The sequence below is a fragment of the Alteromonas sp. ABH4_457 genome (assembly GCF_056160625.1).
In genome coordinates this window covers 1-21,735 of sequence record NZ_JBSWXN010000006.1, presented here as the reverse complement: position 1 = coordinate 21,735, position 21,735 = coordinate 1, and the positions used below count along the sequence as shown (strand labels likewise).

19 protein-coding genes and 2 pseudogenes are annotated in these 21,735 nt (G+C 46.9%); 6 read left to right on the top strand and 15 right to left on the bottom strand.

What is annotated here, in order from left to right; genetic code table 11:
• Positions 1-254: 254 nt before the first annotated feature.
• The 5 genes from ACXAGR_RS15460 to dapB form a co-directional block, all read right to left on the bottom strand.
• On the bottom strand, positions 255-1,259 hold the full coding sequence (locus tag ACXAGR_RS15460) for an alpha/beta hydrolase (RefSeq protein WP_474844512.1): 1,005 nt from the start codon (positions 1,257-1,259) through the stop codon (positions 255-257).
• A 98-nt stretch (positions 1,260-1,357) separates the two neighbouring features.
• Positions 1,358-1,834 carry a transcription elongation factor GreA gene (gene greA / locus ACXAGR_RS15455; protein ID WP_119501775.1) on the bottom strand — a complete coding sequence of 159 codons (477 nt, stop codon included), beginning with the start codon at positions 1,832-1,834 and terminating at the stop codon, positions 1,358-1,360.
• A gap of 126 nt (positions 1,835-1,960) precedes the next feature.
• Positions 1,961-5,182 carry a carbamoyl-phosphate synthase large subunit gene (gene carB, locus ACXAGR_RS15450; RefSeq protein ID WP_474844513.1) on the bottom strand — a complete coding sequence of 1,074 codons (3,222 nt, stop codon included), beginning with the start codon at positions 5,180-5,182 and terminating at the stop codon, positions 1,961-1,963.
• Between the two features lie 13 nt (positions 5,183-5,195).
• On the bottom strand, positions 5,196-6,326 hold the full coding sequence (gene carA / locus ACXAGR_RS15445; RefSeq protein WP_474851634.1) for a glutamine-hydrolyzing carbamoyl-phosphate synthase small subunit: 1,131 nt from the start codon (positions 6,324-6,326) through the stop codon (positions 5,196-5,198).
• Positions 6,327-6,606: 280 nt separating this feature from the next.
• Complete coding sequence (gene dapB, locus ACXAGR_RS15440) at positions 6,607-7,407, bottom strand: 4-hydroxy-tetrahydrodipicolinate reductase (protein WP_474844514.1); 801 nt, start codon at positions 7,405-7,407, stop codon at positions 6,607-6,609.
• Between the two features lie 214 nt (positions 7,408-7,621).
• Between dapB and ACXAGR_RS15435 the strand changes: the two genes are divergently transcribed.
• Positions 7,622-8,305: a cytochrome b/b6 domain-containing protein gene (locus ACXAGR_RS15435; RefSeq protein WP_119501778.1), complete on the top strand. Its 684-nt coding sequence runs from the start codon at positions 7,622-7,624 to the stop codon at positions 8,303-8,305.
• Positions 8,306-8,403: 98 nt separating this feature from the next.
• On the opposite strand, the gene ACXAGR_RS15430 is transcribed toward ACXAGR_RS15435, so the two are convergent.
• The 9 genes from ACXAGR_RS15430 to ACXAGR_RS15390 all read right to left on the bottom strand — a co-directional run bounded on the left by ACXAGR_RS15430 (position 8,404) and on the right by ACXAGR_RS15390 (position 16,460).
• On the bottom strand, positions 8,404-10,293 hold the full coding sequence (locus ACXAGR_RS15430) for a propionyl-CoA synthetase (protein WP_474851185.1): 1,890 nt from the start codon (positions 10,291-10,293) through the stop codon (positions 8,404-8,406).
• A 140-nt stretch (positions 10,294-10,433) separates the two neighbouring features.
• Positions 10,434-12,977 carry a putative bifunctional diguanylate cyclase/phosphodiesterase gene (locus tag ACXAGR_RS15425; RefSeq protein WP_474851184.1) on the bottom strand — a complete coding sequence of 848 codons (2,544 nt, stop codon included), beginning with the start codon at positions 12,975-12,977 and terminating at the stop codon, positions 10,434-10,436.
• A 204-nt stretch (positions 12,978-13,181) separates the two neighbouring features.
• On the bottom strand, positions 13,182-13,664 hold the full coding sequence (locus ACXAGR_RS15420; RefSeq protein ID WP_474851183.1) for a c-type cytochrome: 483 nt from the start codon (positions 13,662-13,664) through the stop codon (positions 13,182-13,184).
• A 223-nt stretch (positions 13,665-13,887) separates the two neighbouring features.
• Positions 13,888-14,508: a LysE family translocator gene (locus tag ACXAGR_RS15415; protein ID WP_474851182.1), complete on the bottom strand. Its 621-nt coding sequence runs from the start codon at positions 14,506-14,508 to the stop codon at positions 13,888-13,890.
• Between the two features lie 59 nt (positions 14,509-14,567).
• A complete protein-coding gene (locus ACXAGR_RS15410) occupies positions 14,568-14,843 on the bottom strand; it encodes a hypothetical protein (protein WP_474851181.1) in 276 nt (91 codons plus the stop codon).
• 53 nt (positions 14,844-14,896) lie between these two features.
• Complete coding sequence (locus tag ACXAGR_RS15405) at positions 14,897-15,322, bottom strand: GNAT family N-acetyltransferase (protein WP_474851180.1); 426 nt, start codon at positions 15,320-15,322, stop codon at positions 14,897-14,899.
• 13 nt (positions 15,323-15,335) lie between these two features.
• Positions 15,336-15,575: a helix-hairpin-helix domain-containing protein gene (locus ACXAGR_RS15400; RefSeq protein WP_474851179.1), complete on the bottom strand. Its 240-nt coding sequence runs from the start codon at positions 15,573-15,575 to the stop codon at positions 15,336-15,338.
• 156 nt (positions 15,576-15,731) lie between these two features.
• A complete protein-coding gene (locus tag ACXAGR_RS15395) occupies positions 15,732-16,268 on the bottom strand; it encodes a DinB family protein (RefSeq protein ID WP_474851178.1) in 537 nt (178 codons plus the stop codon).
• A 54-nt stretch (positions 16,269-16,322) separates the two neighbouring features.
• A complete protein-coding gene (locus ACXAGR_RS15390) occupies positions 16,323-16,460 on the bottom strand; it encodes a hypothetical protein (protein WP_474851177.1) in 138 nt (45 codons plus the stop codon).
• A 65-nt stretch (positions 16,461-16,525) separates the two neighbouring features.
• Between ACXAGR_RS15390 and ACXAGR_RS15385 the strand changes: the two are divergent.
• Positions 16,526-16,771: pseudogene (locus tag ACXAGR_RS15385) on the top strand (transposase); the annotation flags it as partial.
• Between the two features lie 11 nt (positions 16,772-16,782).
• Here the strand turns inward: ACXAGR_RS15385 and ACXAGR_RS15380 are convergent.
• Positions 16,783-17,943 carry an IS30 family transposase gene (locus ACXAGR_RS15380; protein WP_474851176.1) on the bottom strand — a complete coding sequence of 387 codons (1,161 nt, stop codon included), beginning with the start codon at positions 17,941-17,943 and terminating at the stop codon, positions 16,783-16,785.
• A 67-nt stretch (positions 17,944-18,010) separates the two neighbouring features.
• Between ACXAGR_RS15380 and ACXAGR_RS15375 the strand changes: the two are divergent.
• From ACXAGR_RS15375 to ACXAGR_RS15360, 4 genes and pseudogenes are all read left to right on the top strand, one after another.
• Positions 18,011-18,904 (top strand): annotated as a pseudogene (locus tag ACXAGR_RS15375) (IS3 family transposase); the annotation flags it as partial.
• Positions 18,905-19,131: 227 nt separating this feature from the next.
• A complete protein-coding gene (locus ACXAGR_RS15370; RefSeq protein WP_474851175.1) occupies positions 19,132-19,827 on the top strand; it encodes a hypothetical protein in 696 nt (231 codons plus the stop codon).
• A 4-nt stretch (positions 19,828-19,831) separates the two neighbouring features.
• The gene (locus ACXAGR_RS15365) at positions 19,832-20,866 is read left to right on the top strand and encodes a hypothetical protein (RefSeq protein ID WP_474851174.1); all 1,035 of its coding nucleotides are present in this window, start codon (positions 19,832-19,834) and stop codon (positions 20,864-20,866) included.
• Positions 20,850-21,735, top strand: an 886-nt coding sequence (locus ACXAGR_RS15360) for a hypothetical protein (protein ID WP_474851173.1), incomplete at its 3' end; no start/stop codon positions are given. The genes ACXAGR_RS15365 and ACXAGR_RS15360, both read left to right, overlap by 17 nt.

Below are 21,735 nucleotides of genomic sequence, written 5' to 3'. Positions count from 1 at the left end.
GCGCAAAAGGATGAAACTCTCTCATAAACCCTGCAGTCCTGAGACAACGTCGTTTATCAGAAAACTCATAGTAAGGTGTGATTTCCACACCGGCATAAACCTTTTATTTTTCCGTAATTATTTGTTCTGCATCTCCATTTGCGCCACATCGATGCATTATATCGTAAATAAAGCGTAAAAAGGCTTTTTAAATGAAGAAAAGACGACGAGTGCAGGCAGGGAAAGCCTGCACAGAAAGAGAATAAACGACAGTTTTACTGAGCGGTGCGTGCAGCAGACAGTGCAGGCCGGTGATTACCCGCATGCTCCAGCCAGTTCATCAACACCTGATGTTCGGTATCGCTGATCCCGATGACTGACATATGCGTTTCGTCATCATTTACGATTCGGGTAACGTTTGCCAGCTTTGACCAGCCGTTGACACGGCGAATGTTACTAACGAGATCCTGATCTGAACCGTAGGTGAGAATAGGCACATTCAGCGCAGGTAAATCTGCAAACATATCTGTCTGCTCAACAGAGAGCCCTGCCCGTTTCAGCGCCAGTTCTGCGCCGGCACGAATAGATGAATCTGGTACCAGCTTGCTTAAACGGGGTTTAAATGTATGGGCGACACCAATGGTAGCGCGGTCAAACCGGTCCATAGGGGCCAGTAATACCAGTCCGGCCACGGACTCCAGCTTTCTGGCTGTTTTCACCGCAGCTAAAGCGCCCATGGAGTGACCAACGAGATAAACAGGCTCTTCAGTGATATCCACGGTGTGGTCGATAAACTCGGCAAGTAAGTCTGCATCACGCACACCAAACCCCAGTGGTGCAGAGGACTCGCCCTGCCCCATTAAATCAGGTTCAATGACGCGGAATCCCAATGCCTGAAAATAGAAACCGGTACTCATCCAGCTTTCTTTTTTCGCACCGTAACCGTGAAGTAAAACAACGGTGCCGGAAAACTGCCCGACATCACGGGGAGTAATCGTCACTTCCTTCAAAAAGCTGAACTGGTTACCAAAATCCCGCGATACGGTAAAAGACATACTGGGAAGCTGACGGGTAACAGCACCGCCATCTTTATAAGGAATACAATAGGATGAGCGCTCACTACACCACTGCTTCTCAACCACGCCCCATTGGGCATACATCTGGTCCAGTGTGGCCTGTTCGTAGTGAATTAATTGCGCGGGTGATTCGATGCGCTCTGCTACCATCCGTGAGCAGCCACTGAGTAATATCAGGACTAAAAGTAATAATGAATGTTTCACGAACGGTACCGTACTACACATCATTTGCCGTTGCGGCTTTATCCGCTGAGGGCGTTGGTTAAAGGAAGCGGAAAGCCAGAGACTTTCCGCCATCAATATCAGATATATTCCACTTCGGTGATTTCAAACTCGACAGTGCCTGCCGGTGTCTGGATATTTACCACATCATCCAGTTCTTTACCGATAAGACCACGGGCGATAGGAGAATTCACTGAAATCAGATTATTTTTGATATCAGCTTCATCATCACCCACGATGCGGTAAGTGGTTTCAGCATCAGTTTCCAGATTCATAATGGTAACTGTAGTACCAAAAATGACCTTACCGGTATTATCCATTTTGGTAACATCGATGATTTGCGCGTTAGATAACTTTCCTTCGATGTCCTGAATACGACCTTCACAGAAACTCTGCTCTTCGCGCGCAGCATGATACTCGGCATTCTCTTTCAGGTCGCCGTGCTCACGTGCTTCGGCAATAGAAGCGATAATTCGCGGGCGGGTCACTGTTTTTAATTCATTTAATTCTTTGCGCAATAACTCTGCGCCACGAGCGGTCATCGGATACTGACTCATGGTGTTTCTCACTTATTTTGACTGGTCTGCTGACCTTTTGATCGCTGAGTTAAAAAAAGTGCGCCAACCGGCGCACTTTTCTAAAATATTGATTGCGCAGAATAGCGCAATTTCACACAACTGTCATCAGGCATTAATACGGGCATGCAGTTCCTGCACTGATGAAACCTTGTTACGGTCATCAGCAGATTTTGCACGAATCGTAGCGAATGCTGCATTCATTGTTGTGGTGTAAGTGATTTTATTCACTAACGCTTCACGTCGAATGTATACAGAATCCGTGATTGCCTGGCGGCCTTCCGTGGTGTTGATGATATAGCTGTATTCACCGTTTTTAATTGAATCAACGATGTTAGGACGTCCTTCAGACACCTTATTTACTACAGTACATTCAACACCCGCATCAATCAGGCTCTTCGCAGTACCGCTGGTCGCTTCAATCTTAAAGCCGGCTTCGATCATTGCTTTGGCAAGGTCGACAACACGGGCTTTGTCATTGTTACGTACAGACAGTAACGCTTTGCCTTCTCTTGGCAGCGGCGCACTGGCACCCAGGTTGGCTTTAGCATACGCTTCTTCGAAGGTATCACCCACACCCATAACCTCACCGGTAGAGCGCATTTCAGGGCCTAACAGCGGGTCAACACCCTGGAACTTAGCAAATGGCAGTACCACTTCTTTTACAGAGTAGAACGGCGGAATGATTTCTTCCGTCACACCCTGAGACTGCAGTGACTGACCGGCCATACAGCGGGCAGCAACCTTCGCCAGCGGTACACCTGTCGCTTTAGATACGAAAGGTACGGTACGGGCAGCTCGGGGGTTCACTTCAATCAGGTAAACTTCGCCGTCTTTGATAGCAAACTGTGTATTCATCAGACCCACAACACCCAGCTCTAACGCCATATCACGAACCTGCTTACGCATGGTGTCCTGAATATCTTTTGGCAGAGAGTGTGAAGGTAGTGAACAGGCAGAGTCACCAGAGTGAACACCGGCTTGTTCAATATGCTCCATGATGCCGCCGATAACCACTTCAGTGCCGTCACAGATAGCGTCGATGTCGACTTCAATCGCGTCGTCAAGAAAACGGTCCAGCAGTACAGGGGCGTCGTTAGACACTTTAACCGCTTCGTTCAGGTAACGTTTCAGATCTTTCAGGTCGTACACGATTTCCATCGCACGCCCACCCAGAACGTATGAAGGACGAACAACCAGCGGGAAGCCGATTTCTTCTGCACGGGCCAGAGCCTGTTCAATGTTGGTAACAGTTGCGTTAGCCGGCTGCTTAAGACCCAGCTTGTTCACCATGTGCTGGAAGCGCTCACGGTCTTCTGCACGGTCAATAGCTTCCGGAGACGTACCGATAATTGGTACACCGTTCGCTTCAAGGGCACGGGCCAGTTTCAGTGGTGTCTGACCACCGTACTGAACAATCACGCCTTTAGGCTGTTCTTTTGCAACGATTTCCAGCACGTCTTCTAACGTTACCGGTTCGAAGTACAGACGGTCTGATGTGTCGTAGTCGGTAGAAACCGTTTCAGGGTTACAGTTAACCATGATGGTTTCGTAGCCGTCTTCACGCATAGACAGCGCAGCGTGCACACAGCAGTAATCGAATTCGATACCCTGACCGATACGGTTAGGACCACCGCCCAGTACCATGATTTTATCTTTATCCGTTGGTGCAGCTTCACATTCTTCGTCATATGTGGAGTACATATACGCAGTGCTGGTTGAGAATTCAGCAGCACAGGTATCAACACGCTTATACACCGGAGAGATACCGAAGCCACGGCGGATGTCGCGGATGTCGCTTTCTGCTACGTTAGTCAGCTCAGCCAGACGGGCATCAGAGAAACCTTTACGCTTCAGCGCACGGGTGAAATCTTCAGTCAGTGCGCTTACGCCCTGCTCTGCCACCTGGTTTTCCAGTTTAATCAGTTCTTCTAGCTGTACCAGATACCAGCGGTCTACATTGGTGTAAGAGAACACTTCCTCAACGCTCATACCCATACGGAAAGCATCACCGATGTACCAGATACGCTCAGCGCCCGGGTTTTGCAGCTCATACTTGAGCTTGCTCATGGCTTCGTCGTCCTGCGGGTCCAGAATCGGGTTCAGACCCGTCGCGCCCACTTCCAGACCACGTAATGCTTTCTGCAGTGATTCCTGCTGATTACGGCCAATCGCCATCACTTCGCCTACAGACTTCATCTGTGTGGTAAGACGGTCGTTCGCACCGGCAAATTTTTCGAAGTTAAAGCGTGGAATCTTAGTCACAACGTAGTCGATAGACGGCTCGAAAGATGCCGGCGTCAGGCCACCGGTAATATCGTTAGCCAGTTCGTCCAGGGTGTAACCCACAGCCAGCTTGGCAGCCACTTTTGCAATCGGGAAGCCGGTTGCTTTTGATGCCAGTGCTGAAGAACGTGATACGCGCGGGTTCATCTCGATGATAACCATACGGCCAGTCTTCGGATCCACACCGAACTGTACGTTTGAACCGCCGGTTTCAACACCGATTTCGCGCAATACGGCCATGGCCGCGTTACGCATGATCTGGAATTCTTTGTCGGTCAGCGTTTGCGCCGGTGCAACAGTGATAGAGTCACCGGTGTGAACACCCATGGCATCGAAGTTTTCAATAGTACAAACGATAATACAGTTATCGTTTTTATCGCGAACCACTTCCATCTCGTACTCTTTCCAGCCAATCAGCGACTCATCAATAAGCAGCTCATTGGTAGGAGAAAGGTCAAGACCGCGGGTACAGATTTCATTGAACTCGTCAATGTTGTATGCGATACCGCCACCGGTTCCACCCATGGTGAACGACGGACGGATGATACAAGGGAAACCGATGCGGCTGAGTACATCGTGGGCCTGCTCCATAGAGTGAGCAATTTCCGCACGGGGACATTCCAGACCGATAGACTTCATCGCTTTATCAAAGCGCTCACGGTCTTCCGCTTTATCGATAGCGTCAGCCGTTGCACCAATCAGTTCAACGTTGAACTCTTTCAGTACGCCTTCACGCTCAAGATCCAGCGCACAGTTCAGTGCAGTCTGGCCGCCCATGGTAGGCAGTACCACATCAGGACGTTCTTTTTCGATGATTTTGCGTACCACTTCCCAGTGAATCGGCTCGATGTAGGTTGCATCAGCCATTTCAGGGTCGGTCATGATAGTCGCAGGGTTAGAGTTTACCAGAATGACGCGGTAACCCTCTTCGCGCAGTGCCTTACAGGCTTGTGCGCCGGAATAGTCAAATTCACAGGCCTGGCCGATAACGATAGGGCCGGCACCCAGAATCAGAATACTTTTTATGTCAGTACGTTTTGGCATTGTCGGCTAGTTCCTACTGTTTTGATTGTTCAATAAGGTCGATGAAATGATCAAACAGATCAGCCGCTTCGTGCGGACCAGGGCTCGCTTCAGGGTGGCCCTGGAAGCTGAACGCAGGTTTGTCGGTACGGTGAATACCCTGCAACGACTTATCGAACAATGAAATATGAGTAACTTCTAAGTTATCCGGCAACGTAGATTCATCAACAGCAAAACCGTGGTTCTGGCTGGTGATCATCACTGTACCTTTCTTAAGGTCTTTCACCGGGTGGTTAGCACCGTGGTGACCAAACTTCATTTTGACCGTCTTAGCACCGCTGGCCAGTGCCAGTAACTGGTGACCCAGACAAATACCGAATACCGGAATGTCTTTTTCAAGAATGGTTTTAATCGCTTCAATGGCGTAGTCACACGGCTCAGGGTCGCCGGGGCCATTTGATAAAAACACACCATCCGGATTCAGAGCCAGTACGTCAGCAGCAGGCGTTTGCGCCGGCACCAACGTCACTTTACAGCCACGGTCTGCAAACATACGTAAGATGTTGTTCTTCACGCCGTAGTCGTATGCAACAACATGGTATTTCGCTTCCGCTGGCGTTACATAGCCTTCACCCAGCACCCACGTGCCTTCGGTCCAGGTTTTCACTTCCTTAGTGCTAACTACTTTGGCCAAGTCCATGCCTTTTAAGCCCGGGAACCCCTTAGCAGCGTCTAATGCTTTGGCTTCATCTAAATCGTCACCGCAGATGATACAACCGTTCTGCGCACCTTTGTCACGAAGGATACGGGTTAAACGACGGGTATCGATATCCGCAATACCTACTACGCCTTTGGCTTCGAGGTATTCAGATAATGTTTGTTGGTTTCGAAAATTACTGGCTACGAGGGGAAGGTCACGAATGATTAGACCTTTAGACCAGATTTTGTCTGCTTCGACGTCTTCAGAATTGGTACCGGTATTACCGATATGGGGGTAAGTAAGTGTAATGATTTGTTCAGCGTATGACGGGTCGGTGATGATTTCCTGATAGCCTGTCATGGAAGTATTAAAAACAACTTCCCCAACGGCAGAACCAGTGGCACCAATTGCCGTACCTTTAAAAACTGAACCATCCTCTAACACCAAAAGGGCAGAATTAGCCAAGTCAACCTCCAGATTAAGGATAACCGACGGTTTATTCAGTGGCATGAATAAACCCCACAAAAAACGGGAGGTAACAATAATTTTACTTCCCGTTTACGATACTTTGCAGCTAATAAAACGCGACCCGGACAGGCCGGAACGCTAAATTTTGGCAAATTCCAAGTATTATATAGGAGTAATCAGCAAAGGTCTAATTCAAATTTAGAAAAACATGAAAAACACCTCATTAACTGATTTTTCAGCGTCTAACCTCAGAAAAGCCTATTTATCTGATGAATAATTACGCCAGTCCAATGACATCATTCATGCCATAACGTCCATTTTGCTTACCCGACAGCCACAAAGCCGCATGTACTGCGCCTTTGGCGAAGGTTAAACGACTCGACGCTTTATGCGTAATTTCCAGACGCTCGCCCAGATCAGCAAACAATGCGGTGTGTTCTCCCACAATATCACCGGCTCTAACGGTGGCAAAACCGATAGTTTGATGTTCACGGGGCGGTTCTTTCCCTTCACGACCGTAAACAGCACATTCTTGCAAGTTTCGACCTAAAGTATCTGCAATCGCTTCACCGATAGCCATAGCCGTGCCTGATGGTGCATCCTGCTTAAAGCGGTGATGTGCTTCAAGGATCTCAATATCTGCTGTATTGCCCAGAGCTTTAGCCGCCTGCTTCACCAGCGACAGCATGACGTTTACGCCCACGCTGTAATTCGCCGCGAAAACCAGCGGGATTGTTTTTGCTGCTTCGTCCAGCGCCTTTAACTGGTCCTGCGACAAACCTGTGGTACCAATGACAACCGGCTTTTTGTGCTCTGTGCACCAGGCCAGATTGCTGTCGAATGCGGCCGGTAAGGTAAAATCAATCACCACATCAACATCGTCAGGGTTCAGTGATGAAATCGCACTGCAGGCAATGCCCTGCGTACCGATCCCGGCGAGTTCGCCAACATCGATGCCTACCCATGGTGAGTCATCACGGACCGTGGCAACAGATAAATCTGCATCGTCATTTTCACGTAATGCTTCAATCAGCACACGTCCCATACGCCCGTTGGCGCCTAAAATAGCTACTTTCATATCAGGATATTCTCAGTCTGTTTTCCGGCATTTTGCCTGAGCGCAGACAATTTTCAAATGATCACAGGTAATTTGCGTAGAATATGGTATAACCATCTGCAGTCATGCCATTTCAATTTACCCGCAGAAAATCTGCATTTACACTGTGTTGCATCAACATAAAACCGTACTTTATCCGCTACGATAATCGTGCTTATGCAGAAAAGGACTCAACATGGAAAAAAAGCTGATCTGGGATATTCCTACCCGACTGTTTCACTGGTTGCTCGTTTTCTCCCTGGCCGGGCAATATGTCACCGCTGAACTGATGGACAACGCCATGCAATGGCACTTCTATCTCGGCTACTTTACGCTCGGGCTGATTATTTTCCGGCTCATCTGGGGGATTGCCGGTTCGGATTACGCGAAGTTCAGCCAGTTTATTTATGGTCCCCGGGCTGTATTACGTTATGCCGGCACCCTATTTAAGCGGGACTCAGAAGCTCATGCAGGTCACAACCCGCTGGGTGGCTGGGTTGTTATCATCATGCTGTCACTGGTTGCCGTGCAGGCAGTAAGCGGATTATTCATGACTGACGACATTTTCCTTGATGGTCCCTGGCGCGCCGCAGTAGAAGACTCAACGCTTAAAACCATGAGTTATTTGCACAATAACGTATTCAATATTCTACTGGTGGTCATTGCCCTTCATATTGCAGCGATTGGTTTCTATGCCGTGTATAAAAAGCAAAAACTGGCACCGGCCATGGTGCACGGAAAGAAAAGCACTAATGAAGCCGGGATCCCGTCATCACGCCTGCTGGCTGCTGTTGTAGTTGCGCTTATCAGTGCCGGCATTGTGTACTATGTAGTAGAAATCGCGCCGCCTGAAGCAGCAGAAGAAGAGTATTACTACTGATCTTTAACTTCGCTCAGCTACACAGTCAGATGTTACAAAGCCGCCTTCACAGGCGGCTTTGTCGTTTTATCTCTCATGCATTAAGCGCTAAAGCTGCGCTATGATTTTACCAGCCCCTGCTTTTGCATTATTTCCTGAATTTCCGGCACACTGGCCGGGTCATCAATGGTAGACGGCACTGCCACCTCATGGTTTGCGGCAATCTGACGTAACAGCTTACGTAAAATTTTACCCGAACGGGTTTTAGGTAATCTGGGCACCACCACCGCACGATGAAAACAGGCCAGCGGACCGATTTCCTTTCTGATCATCGCCACCAGCTCCTTTTCCAGGGTGTCCTCGTCAATATCCACACCATCTTTCAGCAGCACTAACCCAACCGGCACCTGCCCTTTTAAACTGTCATGAACGCCTATCACACTGCATTCTGCCACTGCCTGATGCGCAGCAACGATTTCTTCCATTTCACCGGTAGATAAACGGTGACCGGCCACATTAATCACATCATCAGTGCGCCCCATAATAAAGACATAACCGTCGTCATCTTTAAAACCGCCGTCACCTGAGGTGTAATAATCCGGATAAGCTTCCAGATACGCATGTTTGAACCGTTCACAATCACCCCAGATAGTCGGCAGACAACCCGGCGGCATTGGCAGCTTTATCGCAATTGCGCCCTGCTCTCCCGCCGGTAAAGGTTTACCCGTGTGATCCAGCACTTGTACATTAAAGCCCGGCACAGGAACGGTTGAGGAACCCGGTTTAACCGGTAAGTCTTCAAGTCCTGCGGGGTTAGCACAAATGGCCCATCCGGTTTCAGTTTGCCACCAGTGATCGATCACCGGTTTGCCGGTTTTATCAACGGTCCAGAGGTATGTGGGCGGGTCGAGCCGTTCCCCGGCCATGAAAATCGTCTTCAGTGAGCTGATGTCATATTTTTCGACTAATTTTGCATCAGGATCTTCTTTGCGAATTGCGCGGAACGCCGTCGGGGCAGCAAACAGCGCCTTAATTTTATATTCTTCCGTCATGCGCCAGAACGCGCCTGCATCCGGCGTTTTTACCGGTTTGCCTTCATACACAACCGTAGTACATCCATGCAAAAGCGGTCCGTAAACGATATAGGAATGTCCGACTACCCAGCCAACATCCGATGCCGCCCAGAACACCTCACCCGGTGCCATATTGTAAATAGCCTGCATGGAATATTTCAGCGCGACAGCATGACCACCGTTATCCCGCACAACCCCTTTCGGCTTACCTGTGGTGCCTGAGGTATAAAGAATATAGAGAGGATCCGTTGCCTGCACCACGGTACAGGGTGCCGGTGTGGCTGTTGCCATTGCGGTATCCCAGTCTGTATCGTCAGCGGTGAGTTCTGCCATTTGCTCAGGACGCTGAAAAACAATAACTGAATCCGGTTTGTGCGCCGACAGACTGATTGCCTCGTCGACCAGCGGCTTGTAGGGGAGCACTTTCGTCACCTCAATGCCGCAGGAGGCTGTCACCAGCACCTTAGGTGATGCATCTTCAATGCGCACAGCCAGCTCGTGGGGGGCGAAGCCGCCGAAAACCACCGAATGAACAGCGCCGAGTCGTGCCGATGCCAGCATGGCAATGACAGCCTGCGGGATCATCGGCATGTAGATAACAACCCTGTCGCCCTTCTCTACGCCTTTACCGGCAAGCACGGAAGCGAATTTTGCGACTTCCTCATGCAACCTGCGGTAGGTATACGTCGCTTTTTTTCCCGTAACCGGTGAATCATAGATAAGCGCAGGGTGGTCGCCCCTGCCGTTTTCAACATGATAATCCAGCGCCATGTAGCAGGTATTCATTTCGCCGTCAGCAAACCAGCGATAAATGTCGTTGTCGTCTTTCGACAAAATGGTTTCAGGAAAACGGGACCAGGGCAGCGCCTGCGCTTTTTCTTTCCAGAATGCTTCCGGTGATTCAATTGCCCTCTGATATTCTGTGGTGTACGACATAACGGCCTCGCGAATGTTGTTCCGGTACAATTAATGTAACCATTAATGAAAACTTTTAACTTGATTTACATTAATATAAAAACAACAAAAAGCCGCATAAGACTTGGGTCGCAAATTTTCGCCTCATGCTGACAGAGAAATCAGTTCACAAGGCGGGCAATTTTTCCTTTTGCGCAGGTAAGCAGCAGGTTACGCCAGGTTTCTTCTTCCACCGGTTTGGAGAGGTAAAAACCCTGGAAGATATCGCAGCCCCGGCGGGTGAGGTACTGGATCTGAATTTCGTTCTCGATGCCTTCCGCTACCGTTCTCACGCCCATGGCACTGGCCATTTCAATGATGGTATTTACGATGGGCACGTCATCACTTTCAAAATTGATTTCATCAACAAAATAACGGTCGATTTTCAGTTCAGTAATGGGCAGTTCTTTAAGGTAACTCAGGCTGGAATAGCCGGTACCAAAGTCGTCAATGGAGAAAGCAAAGCCGAGTTGTGACAGCCTTTCGATACGTTTACGTACCAGATCAATGGTGGTAACCAGCGTGGTTTCCGTGATCTCCAGCACCAGCTGTTCCGGGTTAATCTGCCACTCGGAAATCGTTTCCAGCAGCCGGTCAGAAAAATCAGCACGGGCAATATGTCTGCCACTGATATTCACAGAAAGGGTCGTTTCCAGTCCCTGAGATTTCATTTCTGACAGCAAGCGGCAGGCTTCGTTTATTACCCAGTACCCAATATCCACCACGGCATCACTTTCCTCAGCAATGGGAATGAATTCACCGGGACTGATGAAGCCCAGCCGTTTCTCATTCCAGCGCAGCAGTGCTTCAGAAGACAAAATACGACCGTGCTTGTCGTACTGGGGTTGCAGCACTAAATAGAATTCGTTGTATTCCAGAGCATGAGCAAAACTCTGACTGATGTAATTGTGTCTGTCGTAGGCATTAAACTCGTTACGCTCCAGGGTGACACGACCGCCCGGTCCCTGCTTCTTGGCCTGCCTCGTACCGAAATCCAGAATACCGGTAATTTTCTCATAGCTGGCATCCTGCGCGTGAACATAGGTCGATGCCAGCGAGGTTGATACCAGTTGTGAATGACCATGAAGGGTAAACTCTTTGCCTAACTCACTGTGCACGCCCCACTCGATTGAATCAATCAAATCCATGGTGGCAGCATCTTTTGACTCATCAAAAGGTTCTTTAAACAGAATATAAAATTTATCCCCCAGCCCGCTGTATACCTGAAAGCGGGAGGAAATGGCTTTTTTGATGCGTCCGGCGAAAATTCGCAAAATGTAATCACCGGTCTCTTTGCCGAATGACAAATTAAACTGGGCAAAATTATCGATATCCAGCATACAACAGTACATTTGCCGTTTAGTGGTTTTCGCGGCGATGATCAGCCGGCGTAAATCCTTTTCAAAGGATTTGATATTGGGCAAATGGGTAACTTCATCAAAAAAGGCGATTTGATAGATACTGTCCACCGCCTGTTTACGCTCGGTAATATCGCGGATCACGCAGACAAACTGCGACTGACTCAGCTGCTCGACTTCAGATACCGACACTTCAATCGGAAAGGTTTTGCCCTGACGGTGCTTCGCCGACAACTCTTTACCAAAAATAGCGCCAAGCCCCGGCCGCAAGTGCTGACGGACAAACTCGATCTGCTCATCATCAGGCGGCCCCGGCAATAAATAGGAAATGTCTTCTCCGATAACCTGCTCAGGCTCGTAACCAAACAGAATTTCAACGGTCTGATTGGCAGTAATGATGGTGCCCAGCTCATCAACGGTCAGTACCGCATCATTCATGCTGTCCAGAATCGTGTTTAAGTATTCGATGTAATTCTGTTCTGTTTCCGACAGGCGCTTGTGCTCAGTAATGTCCTGAACAGAGCCGAAAATCTTCACAATTTCACCGCTCTGCTTTCTGGCCTTGCCAGACAATTTCACCCAGCGTTTGTGTTTTTTGCGGGTGATCACAGGCAGTTCAAACTGATAACTCACTCCGGAGGCCAGTAGCATTTGTATGGCTTTAATCAGCTTTCGTCTGGCTTCAGAGGGAAAACAGGAAAGAATACGGTAAAGGGTAACGCGGGTATCTCTGGCGAAATCGAACAGCCGGTAGGTTTCATTAGTCCAGTGTATTTGCTGGGTTTGTACATCGTAATCCCAGCCGCCGGTAGACGACATCTCGGAGACTTCATCAAACAGCGACAGTCTGTCATGAAGTAACTTCAGGCTGCCCTCACGGTGTAACGATGCCGATTCGGCAATCAACCCTACACGCTCACCGCTAAGTTCCAGAAAGGCCATATCGTAATCTGATGCTTTCTGGTGCGGAAAATAACCGGCGACAAAAAGTGCAATGTCGTCGTGTTTAACAACCTGAACCGCCAGTGAAAAAAATGCTTTTGTCGTTTTATCTTTAAAGCTTACGGGCAAACAGGGAGAGGCGCCGGTTTGTTCAAGTACACAAGCGGCAGGTAATGACGCGGTGTCATTCATTTGCCAGAAAAGAATTTTACCCTGAAAGGATGCTGCATGCTCCTGCTCTGCCACTGTGGCAACAATAATACAGGCGTTCTCTGCGGCGGTATTCTGAATAAGCGAATTCAGGACATCCGAAATCCGGGAACGTCCTTCATGACTTATTTCATCCGTTAACCACGACTCACCCATATACCGGCATTCCTCTCATGAATCACTAAAAATCTTTCCTGCGGCGATCACCCCACTTAAGCATAGGAAAAGAACCATTTTTCTACAAACAGAGGTTTGTAAATTGCGATATCATGCCGGAATACGACGTCTAAAAACGCGAATGGCCGCTATAAGCGGCCATTAAATGAACATTACGGATAATCCGTACCGTTTTTTTATTGATTAGTCAGCTTTATAATCGTCGTGGCAAGACTTGCAGGTACCGCCTACTTTACTGATTGCCTGAGCAAATTTGCTTTCGTCACCTGCAGCAGCAACAGTCTGTAAATTAGCAGCAGCAGACTTCAGCGCGCTGATCTTGCCTTCAAAATCAGACCAGTTTTCCCAGATCTCATCTTTTGCTTCGGTGTCTACATCAAACTTGCGGGTATCAACCTTTACGTAGTCTGCCATCATGTCAGCCAGTTGTTCCAGACGCATTGCATTGGTCTCAATAACATCCTGATTAAACGGGATAGCGCCTTTCGCCATGCCGCCCAAAGGCCCCATGTTGCTGGCTACCAGTGTGTAGAGCGCATGTCTGTACTTGGTTGCCGCTTTCGCGTGTTTTTCGTTCATTGCAGCTTCCTGAGCCAGAACGCTGCCGGTTGTCAGGCTTGTAACCACGACTGCTGCCATCAGGCCGGTCTTGAGCAGTTGCTTCATTCTTTTCTCCATTAAGATACGGTAAATGTGGTGTGTGATAGTTTACGCATCCGTCCCTGCGGACAAGCTTACCTTACCCCTGATCCGGTTGCAGTTTCCAGGGTCAAAACATGTTATTTGTTGCACTAAATCTATATTCGCGCAAGGTAATGTACGACAAGCGCATTAAATACGAAGTTGAACGAATTTTCTTCACCGCGGTAACGAGACGACGCCACTTTCTTTAACGTTGCTCACTAAACGCCAGTTTCAGCCCGAGTGCAGCAAAACTGGTGGCAAAGAATTTCTGTATGAAAACACTCACTTTCTCAGACTTTAAAACCCGGGCACTGAATAAACCGGATAACCCACCGTAAACCAGAAAAACAGCAAAGGTCATAAGCATAAACACGGAGCCGTGAAGTAACATACTGGCGGCAATGGTACTGTCGCTGCCGGTGATAAATTGCGGAAGAAATGCCAGAAAGAAAATAGACAATTTCGGATTCAGGATATTCAGCAAAAATCCTTTTATCATGAAGCTTACATAACCTGCCTCACCCTGCGCTTCACCGGACACCGCCAGTGGCCCGGACGAGCGCCACATTTGCCAGGCCAGATACAACAGATAAGCACATCCGGCATATTTCACTACCGAGAAAGCTACCGCACTGGTATGGAAAATAGCGGCCAGACCGAAACTACTGGCCAGCAGCGCAGGAATAATCCCCAGCGTACAACCCAGCGCAGCAAAGAAGCTCGCCCTTTTTCCATGGCAAAGGCCCGTTGCTATGGTGTACAACACACCCGTGCCCGGCATCAGCACCACGACCAGAGACGTTAATAAAAATCCGGCTGACAGCATTGTTCTCTCCTTTTTCTTCAGGATTCTGAATGGGTAGATTTTATTCTTGTGAAACAGACTCAATTGACGTCACTGAGCATTACACTCAGTGAAGACAGCATGGCAAGAGCGAGCGATATTGTAAGTAGCGCTGAATTAAACGCTTTATCTGTCTGACGCCACGCAGAGACTCGTTGCCGTCCTGTAAAAAACAATAGCAGAGACAAGCAGAATAACAGCGGTGCAGCTACCAGACTTGCCCCCCAAAATATAGAAATGACGGCGCAGCAGGCAAGTATGAAAGACAAACCGAACCAGAAAGATGCTACGACAGTGTTTGAATTTACGTTTCCCATAATCAGTTCAAAATCCTTTTGAAAGTAATATCAGTCCTTGCCACATCACCATGTTAGTCAGTAATAAAACGGCACATTCCATGTCCCAGCGGCTCACCGTTTCGCTCAGTGAAGCCGTATTTGGCGTAAAACCCTTCTTTTCCCTTTGCTGCTAACAGGCCCGCTGTTGAGCCTGCCGGGCAATGTTCTGCAATGTATCCGTTTATTAATTCCATTATCCGGGCTCCGAGCCCGAGTTCCTGAAAATCAGGGTGCACAATGACATCCTGAAGGTAAAAGTACATTGCCCCGTCGCCAATCAGACGCCCGCAGCCAATTAGCGTTTCCTCTGAATACAAACAAACCCAGAACAGTGAATTTTCAATACTCTTCTGGATGACTGCCATCGCAGGGTTATTCCATCCCGCAGTCTCCCGCAAAACAGCAAATGCTTTTGCGTCTGGCGGCCGGGTGATTAAAGTGATATCTGATACTGGCATGAAGTCAGACCGTTCAGTTGCTGATTTCTTTTCTTGCCTGTTGGATAGCGGCATCCACCGCCTCCACCGCTTTAGTATTTGTCCAGCATCTCGATTGCAGCATGGAAGATACCAGTGCAACGACTTCAGAAGCATTGTGGCTGGCGAGTTTTTCAAAGGAATCCAGCCCGACTTCCTCAAAGCGCTTCAGCACTGTTGGGCCTACGCCTTTTACTGCAAGTAAACGACTTTTTTCTTCTTCCGTGAATGGCATTTTCCTTGTTCCTTCATCTGTGAATTTTGATTCATCGCGCTCTGATTCAAGTTACCAGTTTCCGGTTCTGAACGCATCTGGCAATTCATTCAGATTAGCTGTGCAGACCATAGTGTTTATCAGATACCTTTTTGCGGATGCCGGTAAATAATCCACTTAAATTTCTTCTTTGATCAGCGCAAGTAAATCGGTAACACCTACATCCTCTCCCGCCTGCGATAACAAAGTAGATACCTGACCACGGTGATGGGTTTGATGATTAAAGAAATGAAGAAGCAGACTCGCAAACCGCTTGTTAGCAACGATGCCTTTTGTGTTTCGATAGCTGAGCACGAAATTCAGATCGTCAGCGGTCAACGCACCAGTCCATTTGATTATCTGATCGTCCAGCCAATTCCTGCACTCAGACAATGCCTCAAAGTCGTCATAAAGAATGTGATCAAGGCTTGCCGGATTCGGAAGATTTACTAAATCGCGCAGCAAAATCTCACAGGATGGGTGTGTGGCGAATCGCTTCAGCCAGATAATGTCCGCGACAACAATATGATTCAGCGTGCCCAGCACAGATCTGAAAAAAGCACCGCGGTCTGCCATTAAATCTTCCCGGCTCAGACGCCCGGCAGATTCATAGACCTTTAAATTCATCCACTGATTATATTCCGCCAGTAAGCAGAAATGACTTTCCAGACTCATGAAAAAAAACCTTGCACGTATTTGGCCGCGAAACATTGCAATATCAGGCGACAATTACTTTAAAGACAACTTGTGTTCCCAACTTACCACAGCAGCACAGAAACCTGAGAAAACAAAAGCCAGTACAGAAACGAAAATTGCCACAATGCCTCCGAAAGCCATACCAAAACCTTCATGAGATACGAATGCCATGTGAATCGCCACTGATTTCCTAGACGCCTTCCAGTTAGATAAACTAACTGAAAAGAGAGGTGTATATGAGCGGTAAACGCTACCCTGAAGAATTCAAAATCGAAGCGGTCAAACAAGTCGTTGATCGTGGCCATTCTGTCGCCGATGTTGCCAAGCGACTCGATATCACTACTCACAGCTTGTATGCCTGGGTTAAGAAGTTCGGCCCTGAGTCTAAGAAGCATAATGATTTATCTGAGGCCCAGGCTGAGATAAAGCGGCTTCAAAAGGAATTAAAACGGGCTACAGAAGAACGGGACATATTAAAAAAACCGCTGTAGATTCAAATGATCATCGCAACACCCTTGTCAATCATGTGAGATGGTGTTTTAAATTTCAATGTTTTCCTCGGGCGTTCGTTTAGTTGGCATGCCACAGTATTTAGCCGTTCTTGTGTATGCGGTGATAAATCTGTTTTCTTAGGGAAATACTGGCGAATTAAGCTGTTAGTATTTTCATTTGTCCCTCTTTGCCATGGACATTGAGGATCACAGAAGTATACAGGCATACCGATTTCTTTCGTTAAGTCAGCATGTTTTGCCAGTTCCATACCTCTGTCCCAAGTTAAAGAATTACAATATTCCGGGGGCATTGATCTGAAGGTCGATAGTAAAGCCGCATGTACTGATTCAGCGTCTTTTCCTGCTAATTTGAGGATAATAGTAAAGCGCGACTTTCTATCCACTAACGTTGCGATGTGTGTGTTCTTTGAACCTGATACCAAATCACCTTCCCAATGTCCCAGCGACTTACGGTTATCTATATTTTTAGAACGTTCGTGTATTGATACACCGCTTACGATATTAGTGAAGCTTCTATCACCACTTCGCCGATGATGCCGACTGTGCCGCATTGGCCTGCCTCGTCGCAGATGCTGTGAAAAAGAATGGTGAATCACGCTCTTAGCGCGTACGTAAATTGATTTATAGATAGTTTCATGCGACACATGCATTTTCTTGCTGCGCGGAAACTCCACTTTTAGCCATCCCGATATCTGTTCTGGTGACCATTTCAGCTCAATTTTAGATATGACAAGTAATCGCAGTGCTGGATTGAGTTCCAAAATCCCCTCTTTCGGACGCTTAGCCATCCTTCTTGCACGATTATCAGCATCCACAGCTTTGTAGTAACGGCGTCCCCGATTACGTGCAACTTCCCTAGATATGGTTGAGGGAGAACGGTTAAGCAGCTTGGCGATAGCTCTGAGCGACATTTTAGCCGACAAAGCGACTCTTATCTCTTCTCGTTCAGCTAATGTGAGATGAGAGCTGTTTCTGCTTCTTGATCTTGGCTTGATGCCCCCAGACTCACGCAATGCTGTAAAAACAGTGCCTGGAGCTGCATCAATCACTTTACCGATATCACTGAAACCGATGCCTTGCTTCCATAAGTCAAAGACTAGGTATTTCTCTGCTTGGGAAAATGTTCGTTTTGCTCGCTTCATCAAATGTATCCACACAAATCAGTATTTTAGTAAAACTGTTGCTTTGTTCATTTGAATCTACAGCGGCGTACTTCGCAAAGCAGTCCGATTGAGGTACGCCTTTATCAAGGATAATAGCGATTGCTGGCCTGTCCGTTGGCTATGTCGGATGCTGGATGTTCATCCGAGCGGATACTATGCCTGGAGCAGTAAGCCTCTGTCGAAACGCGATAAAGCCAACCGACGCCTAACAGGACTAATAAAGCAATTCTGGCTGGAATCTGGAGGCGTGTACGGCTACCGAAAAATCCATTCAGATTTACGGGACATCGGTGAACGATGCGGTATTAACCGCGTTCACCGACTCATGGTTCGGGAAGGGTTACGTGCTCAGGTTGGCTATCGACGGCCTCGTCATCGAGGCGGAGAAAGTCACGTTGTGCTTCCAAACAGGCTGAATCGTGAATTTAATCCCGCTGCGCCTGATGAAGCCCGGGTAACGGATATCACTCACGTTCGAACTCACGAAGGCTGGCTATATCTGGCGGTTGTCGTGGACTTGTTCTCCCGAAAGGTTATCGGCTGGTCAATGCAGCAACGAATAACGAAAGATATAGTGCTCAATGCCTTGTTGATGGCTGTATGGCGTAGGAATCCAAAGCAGCAAGTGACAGTGCACTCAGATCAAGGAAGCCAATATACCAGCCATGACTGGCAGGCATTCCTGAAAGCGAATGGTCTGGAGGGAAGTATGAGCCGACGTGGTAACTGTCATGATAACGCCGTTGCAGAAAGCTTCTTCCAACTGCTGAAGCGAGAGAGAATCAAAAAGAAAATCTACTCAACCAGAGATGATGCCCGTGCTGACATATTCGATTACATCGAAATGTTTTATAACTGTAAACGCAAACATGGTTCAAATAATTTACTGTCACCAGTAGAGTATGAAAGACGCCATGTTCAACGGCTGGGAAGTGTCTAGGCTAATAGTGGCGATTTAAATAACAATCCAGGAACACATAATAACGTAGTCGTTCATGCAATTTGGCAGGGGTGCGTAGCATTTTGTATCGAATATCCGGTACATATTCTACGTCAGTTCATTTTGCCCTATTTTAAAATCACACGCCCCTTCACTTCTTGCCTCTTTCCTGTTGAAACCTCTATGTTTTATCTGTATAAAAATAAAACAGAAAAAGGATTTTGTTTATGCAGTTAAAACTCTTTATCAACCTATCGATACTCGTATCCTATGCAGTTTTGAATACTGCACAGGGGCAGGAAGTTATCGAAGTTTCAAAAAATGACTTCCATGAAAAATATGCGGACAACGTAGATGTTAGTGGTTCGGTATTAGCTGCTTCCTACGTTCCTGGAAGCCTAAAATATGCATCACCTGATCAGTTATATGTTTATATCCCAGAATACAGACCATTTTTAAATATCGTACTGTCCAGTATCGATGGAAAATATAGTGCTGACACATCGTTTGAGTTATCAGCAAAACAAACAGGCTGGATTCAGGTCAAGCTCCCAACAGAATATCAAAGTGAATATAAGAAGTACCTCCCCAATCGGCTAGTAGCCTTCTCATTCGCCGATAATACCGACATGTTTGGCAATTATATCCAAGAAGTGTTTCCGACCAGTTGGGGAAAACCTACTTCAAATAGATTTACACTCCTGGTTAACAGTGCTGGCAGTAATCCAAACATCACTTTTAAAGATAACGAAGGCAATCTGGTAACACAGGATTGTAAAAGTATTCATGAGAAGTTCACGAGAGTATTCAACTACACCTGTAGCCTAAGCGATCACGCTATAGATATAGCCACAACTTTCACTTTCAGCCCTGATTATCAAAGTAGTGGTAAAGACTATATAATTTGGCCGACTGGTGAGTAATCGAATGAACTCTCCTCGCCGAACAGAATTAGATGTAGAAGAAATATTAAAAGAACTAAACGTTAAAAACCTTTACAAGCCAGCATTAATACTCGGCTTATTAGCTGTTATTGCGATAGTTTTTTTTATTACCATTTTGATTCACGCAATATTTACTAAGCTCGACGCCAATACTGAATATTCAATAAACGTTACAACACAAGTTGTTCAATATGAACCTAACGATTCGGCAATACCAACGGTTAACTTGCCTTCATTTTCTGTTATTAAAGGCTCTAGCCAGTGTCGGGGAATTGAAGAGAATGATTGGATAAAAAATGGAGAGTTAACATTCTACGAAAATAGCCATGTAATTTTTCGGGTACATAAAGAAAATGAAATAAAGTTAAGCGTAGAACCACTAGTTGAAGATACCAGGATTGCTCAGCTTATTTCTCCTAAAGGACGCTGCGTTCTCAAAGAGAAATTCGCACTAACTATGCGCCTAACTGAAGCAGAGCCAGATTTTATTAGTATTCTGGTAGGCAAGGTAACTTTAGGTAAAACGCTTAGTTACGCCACCGAAACGATGCCTGCCCTATTACAAAACGGTAGTGTCGATGTAAAAGATTATAGTTTCTGGTTTGAAGATCCTATTGGCTTATCGTCCATTACATTGAGTATGGGGGATACTGTACTGCTACCCGCTGATGAGGAAAACGCCGCAACTGGATTGCTAACAATTAGCCAGGACGAAAATGCGTTCACAGGTGTATTTAATAAGAAAGGTGGGGAAGTAAGAATCACTAAACCTTTCGCTTCAAATCAAGGCAATCCGATCTCAGTCAGTTTCTTCGAACGCCTTTATAACGACAATGCACTCACAATTACACTAAGTGTTAGCTTTATTGTGATACAAGCCTTGATGTTCCTGATAACAACATTAATCAGACTCACGTATATTCCCAAAAATTCAGATTTAGAAGAATCTCATTCCGTACCCAGCAAGGGCGAAGAAGTTTTAGATGATATGGACACCACTAATGAAAAAACTAACTAAGACACTGACTCTGCTATCGATACTGTTTTCAATTCCAACTTTCGCCTCGGATGCATATGTAAGAACCCCGCACCAAGAAGGTCAAGGCATATTGAGACCCATTGGTGATAGTTGTTTTCTATACACTCCCGCACACGTGGTCACCCGTGCTCAAGGCGTATTGATTGAAACTCGATTAAGGAAAAAACTACAGGGAGAATTAATCAATACCTACCCTCAAGATTTAGCTCTTGTAAAACTGAAAGATTCCTCAGCCTGTGAAGAAAGTAGTTGGAATGGAGGAGGCGAACGCGTTGATGCAATATTGGATGTTATATCTAGTGGTAGGTTGAATTACAAACATCAGCAAGGCCGTTTAGAGGTATTTGATTTAGAGATTACTAATAAGGCCGTCGATACAACGTTTAACATTAAATTAAACGATAGTAAGAAATTTCGGAAAGGAATGAGCGGATCAATAATAACTGTCGGCGATTATCCAATTGGAATGCTGTTATCTGTAGAGGGAGATATAGGTACTGTCCTCAGGATGGACACGATGGCAGATCTGTCCAGAAGAGTAATTCTCAGATATGCAACTGAGCTGGAAAGAATTGAAATGGGGGATTTATCTATCCCATCATCCAGTAACCGGAGCAATGAACAAGCTAAAAACATTACATCAGAAGCAACAAGAATAGTTGAAAAAACAGTTCAAAGCAAAGACCTTAATTTTCAGGGGAGCTTATCTAAGGGAGTGACACAAGACATTAAAATCTTGGCGCGAGGCAACACCGCTTATCGTATTATCAGCGAGCCACAACGAGATAATATGTGGTATGAATTGCAATTCCTTGACGATGCAGGCAACGAATTATTTAGCACCAGAG

Excerpts from the sequence above, each read along its gene's own strand:
- ACXAGR_RS15380 (WP_474851176.1), bottom strand. The coding sequence starts at position 17,943 with ATGAAGCGAGCAAAACGAACATTTTCCCAAGCAGAGAAATACCTAGTC.
- ACXAGR_RS15395 (WP_474851178.1), bottom strand. The coding sequence starts at position 16,268 with ATGAGTCTGGAAAGTCATTTCTGCTTACTGGCGGAATATAATCAGTGG.
- ACXAGR_RS15435 (WP_119501778.1), top strand. The coding sequence starts at position 7,622 with ATGGAAAAAAAGCTGATCTGGGATATTCCTACCCGACTGTTTCACTGG.
- ACXAGR_RS15370 (WP_474851175.1), top strand. The coding sequence starts at position 19,132 with ATGCAGTTAAAACTCTTTATCAACCTATCGATACTCGTATCCTATGCA.
- dapB (WP_474844514.1), bottom strand. The coding sequence starts at position 7,407 with ATGAAAGTAGCTATTTTAGGCGCCAACGGGCGTATGGGACGTGTGCTG.
- ACXAGR_RS15430 (WP_474851185.1), bottom strand. The coding sequence starts at position 10,293 with ATGTCGTACACCACAGAATATCAGAGGGCAATTGAATCACCGGAAGCA.
- carB (WP_474844513.1), bottom strand. The coding sequence starts at position 5,182 with ATGCCAAAACGTACTGACATAAAAAGTATTCTGATTCTGGGTGCCGGC.
- ACXAGR_RS15415 (WP_474851182.1), bottom strand. The coding sequence starts at position 14,508 with ATGCTGTCAGCCGGATTTTTATTAACGTCTCTGGTCGTGGTGCTGATG.
- greA (WP_119501775.1), bottom strand. The coding sequence starts at position 1,834 with ATGAGTCAGTATCCGATGACCGCTCGTGGCGCAGAGTTATTGCGCAAA.
- ACXAGR_RS15400 (WP_474851179.1), bottom strand. The coding sequence starts at position 15,575 with ATGCCATTCACGGAAGAAGAAAAAAGTCGTTTACTTGCAGTAAAAGGC.
- ACXAGR_RS15420 (WP_474851183.1), bottom strand. The coding sequence starts at position 13,664 with ATGAAGCAACTGCTCAAGACCGGCCTGATGGCAGCAGTCGTGGTTACA.
- ACXAGR_RS15425 (WP_474851184.1), bottom strand. The coding sequence starts at position 12,977 with ATGGGTGAGTCGTGGTTAACGGATGAAATAAGTCATGAAGGACGTTCC.
- ACXAGR_RS15405 (WP_474851180.1), bottom strand. The coding sequence starts at position 15,322 with ATGCCAGTATCAGATATCACTTTAATCACCCGGCCGCCAGACGCAAAA.
- ACXAGR_RS15410 (WP_474851181.1), bottom strand. The coding sequence starts at position 14,843 with ATGGGAAACGTAAATTCAAACACTGTCGTAGCATCTTTCTGGTTCGGT.
- ACXAGR_RS15390 (WP_474851177.1), bottom strand. The coding sequence starts at position 16,460 with ATGGCATTCGTATCTCATGAAGGTTTTGGTATGGCTTTCGGAGGCATT.
- ACXAGR_RS15365 (WP_474851174.1), top strand. The coding sequence starts at position 19,832 with ATGAACTCTCCTCGCCGAACAGAATTAGATGTAGAAGAAATATTAAAA.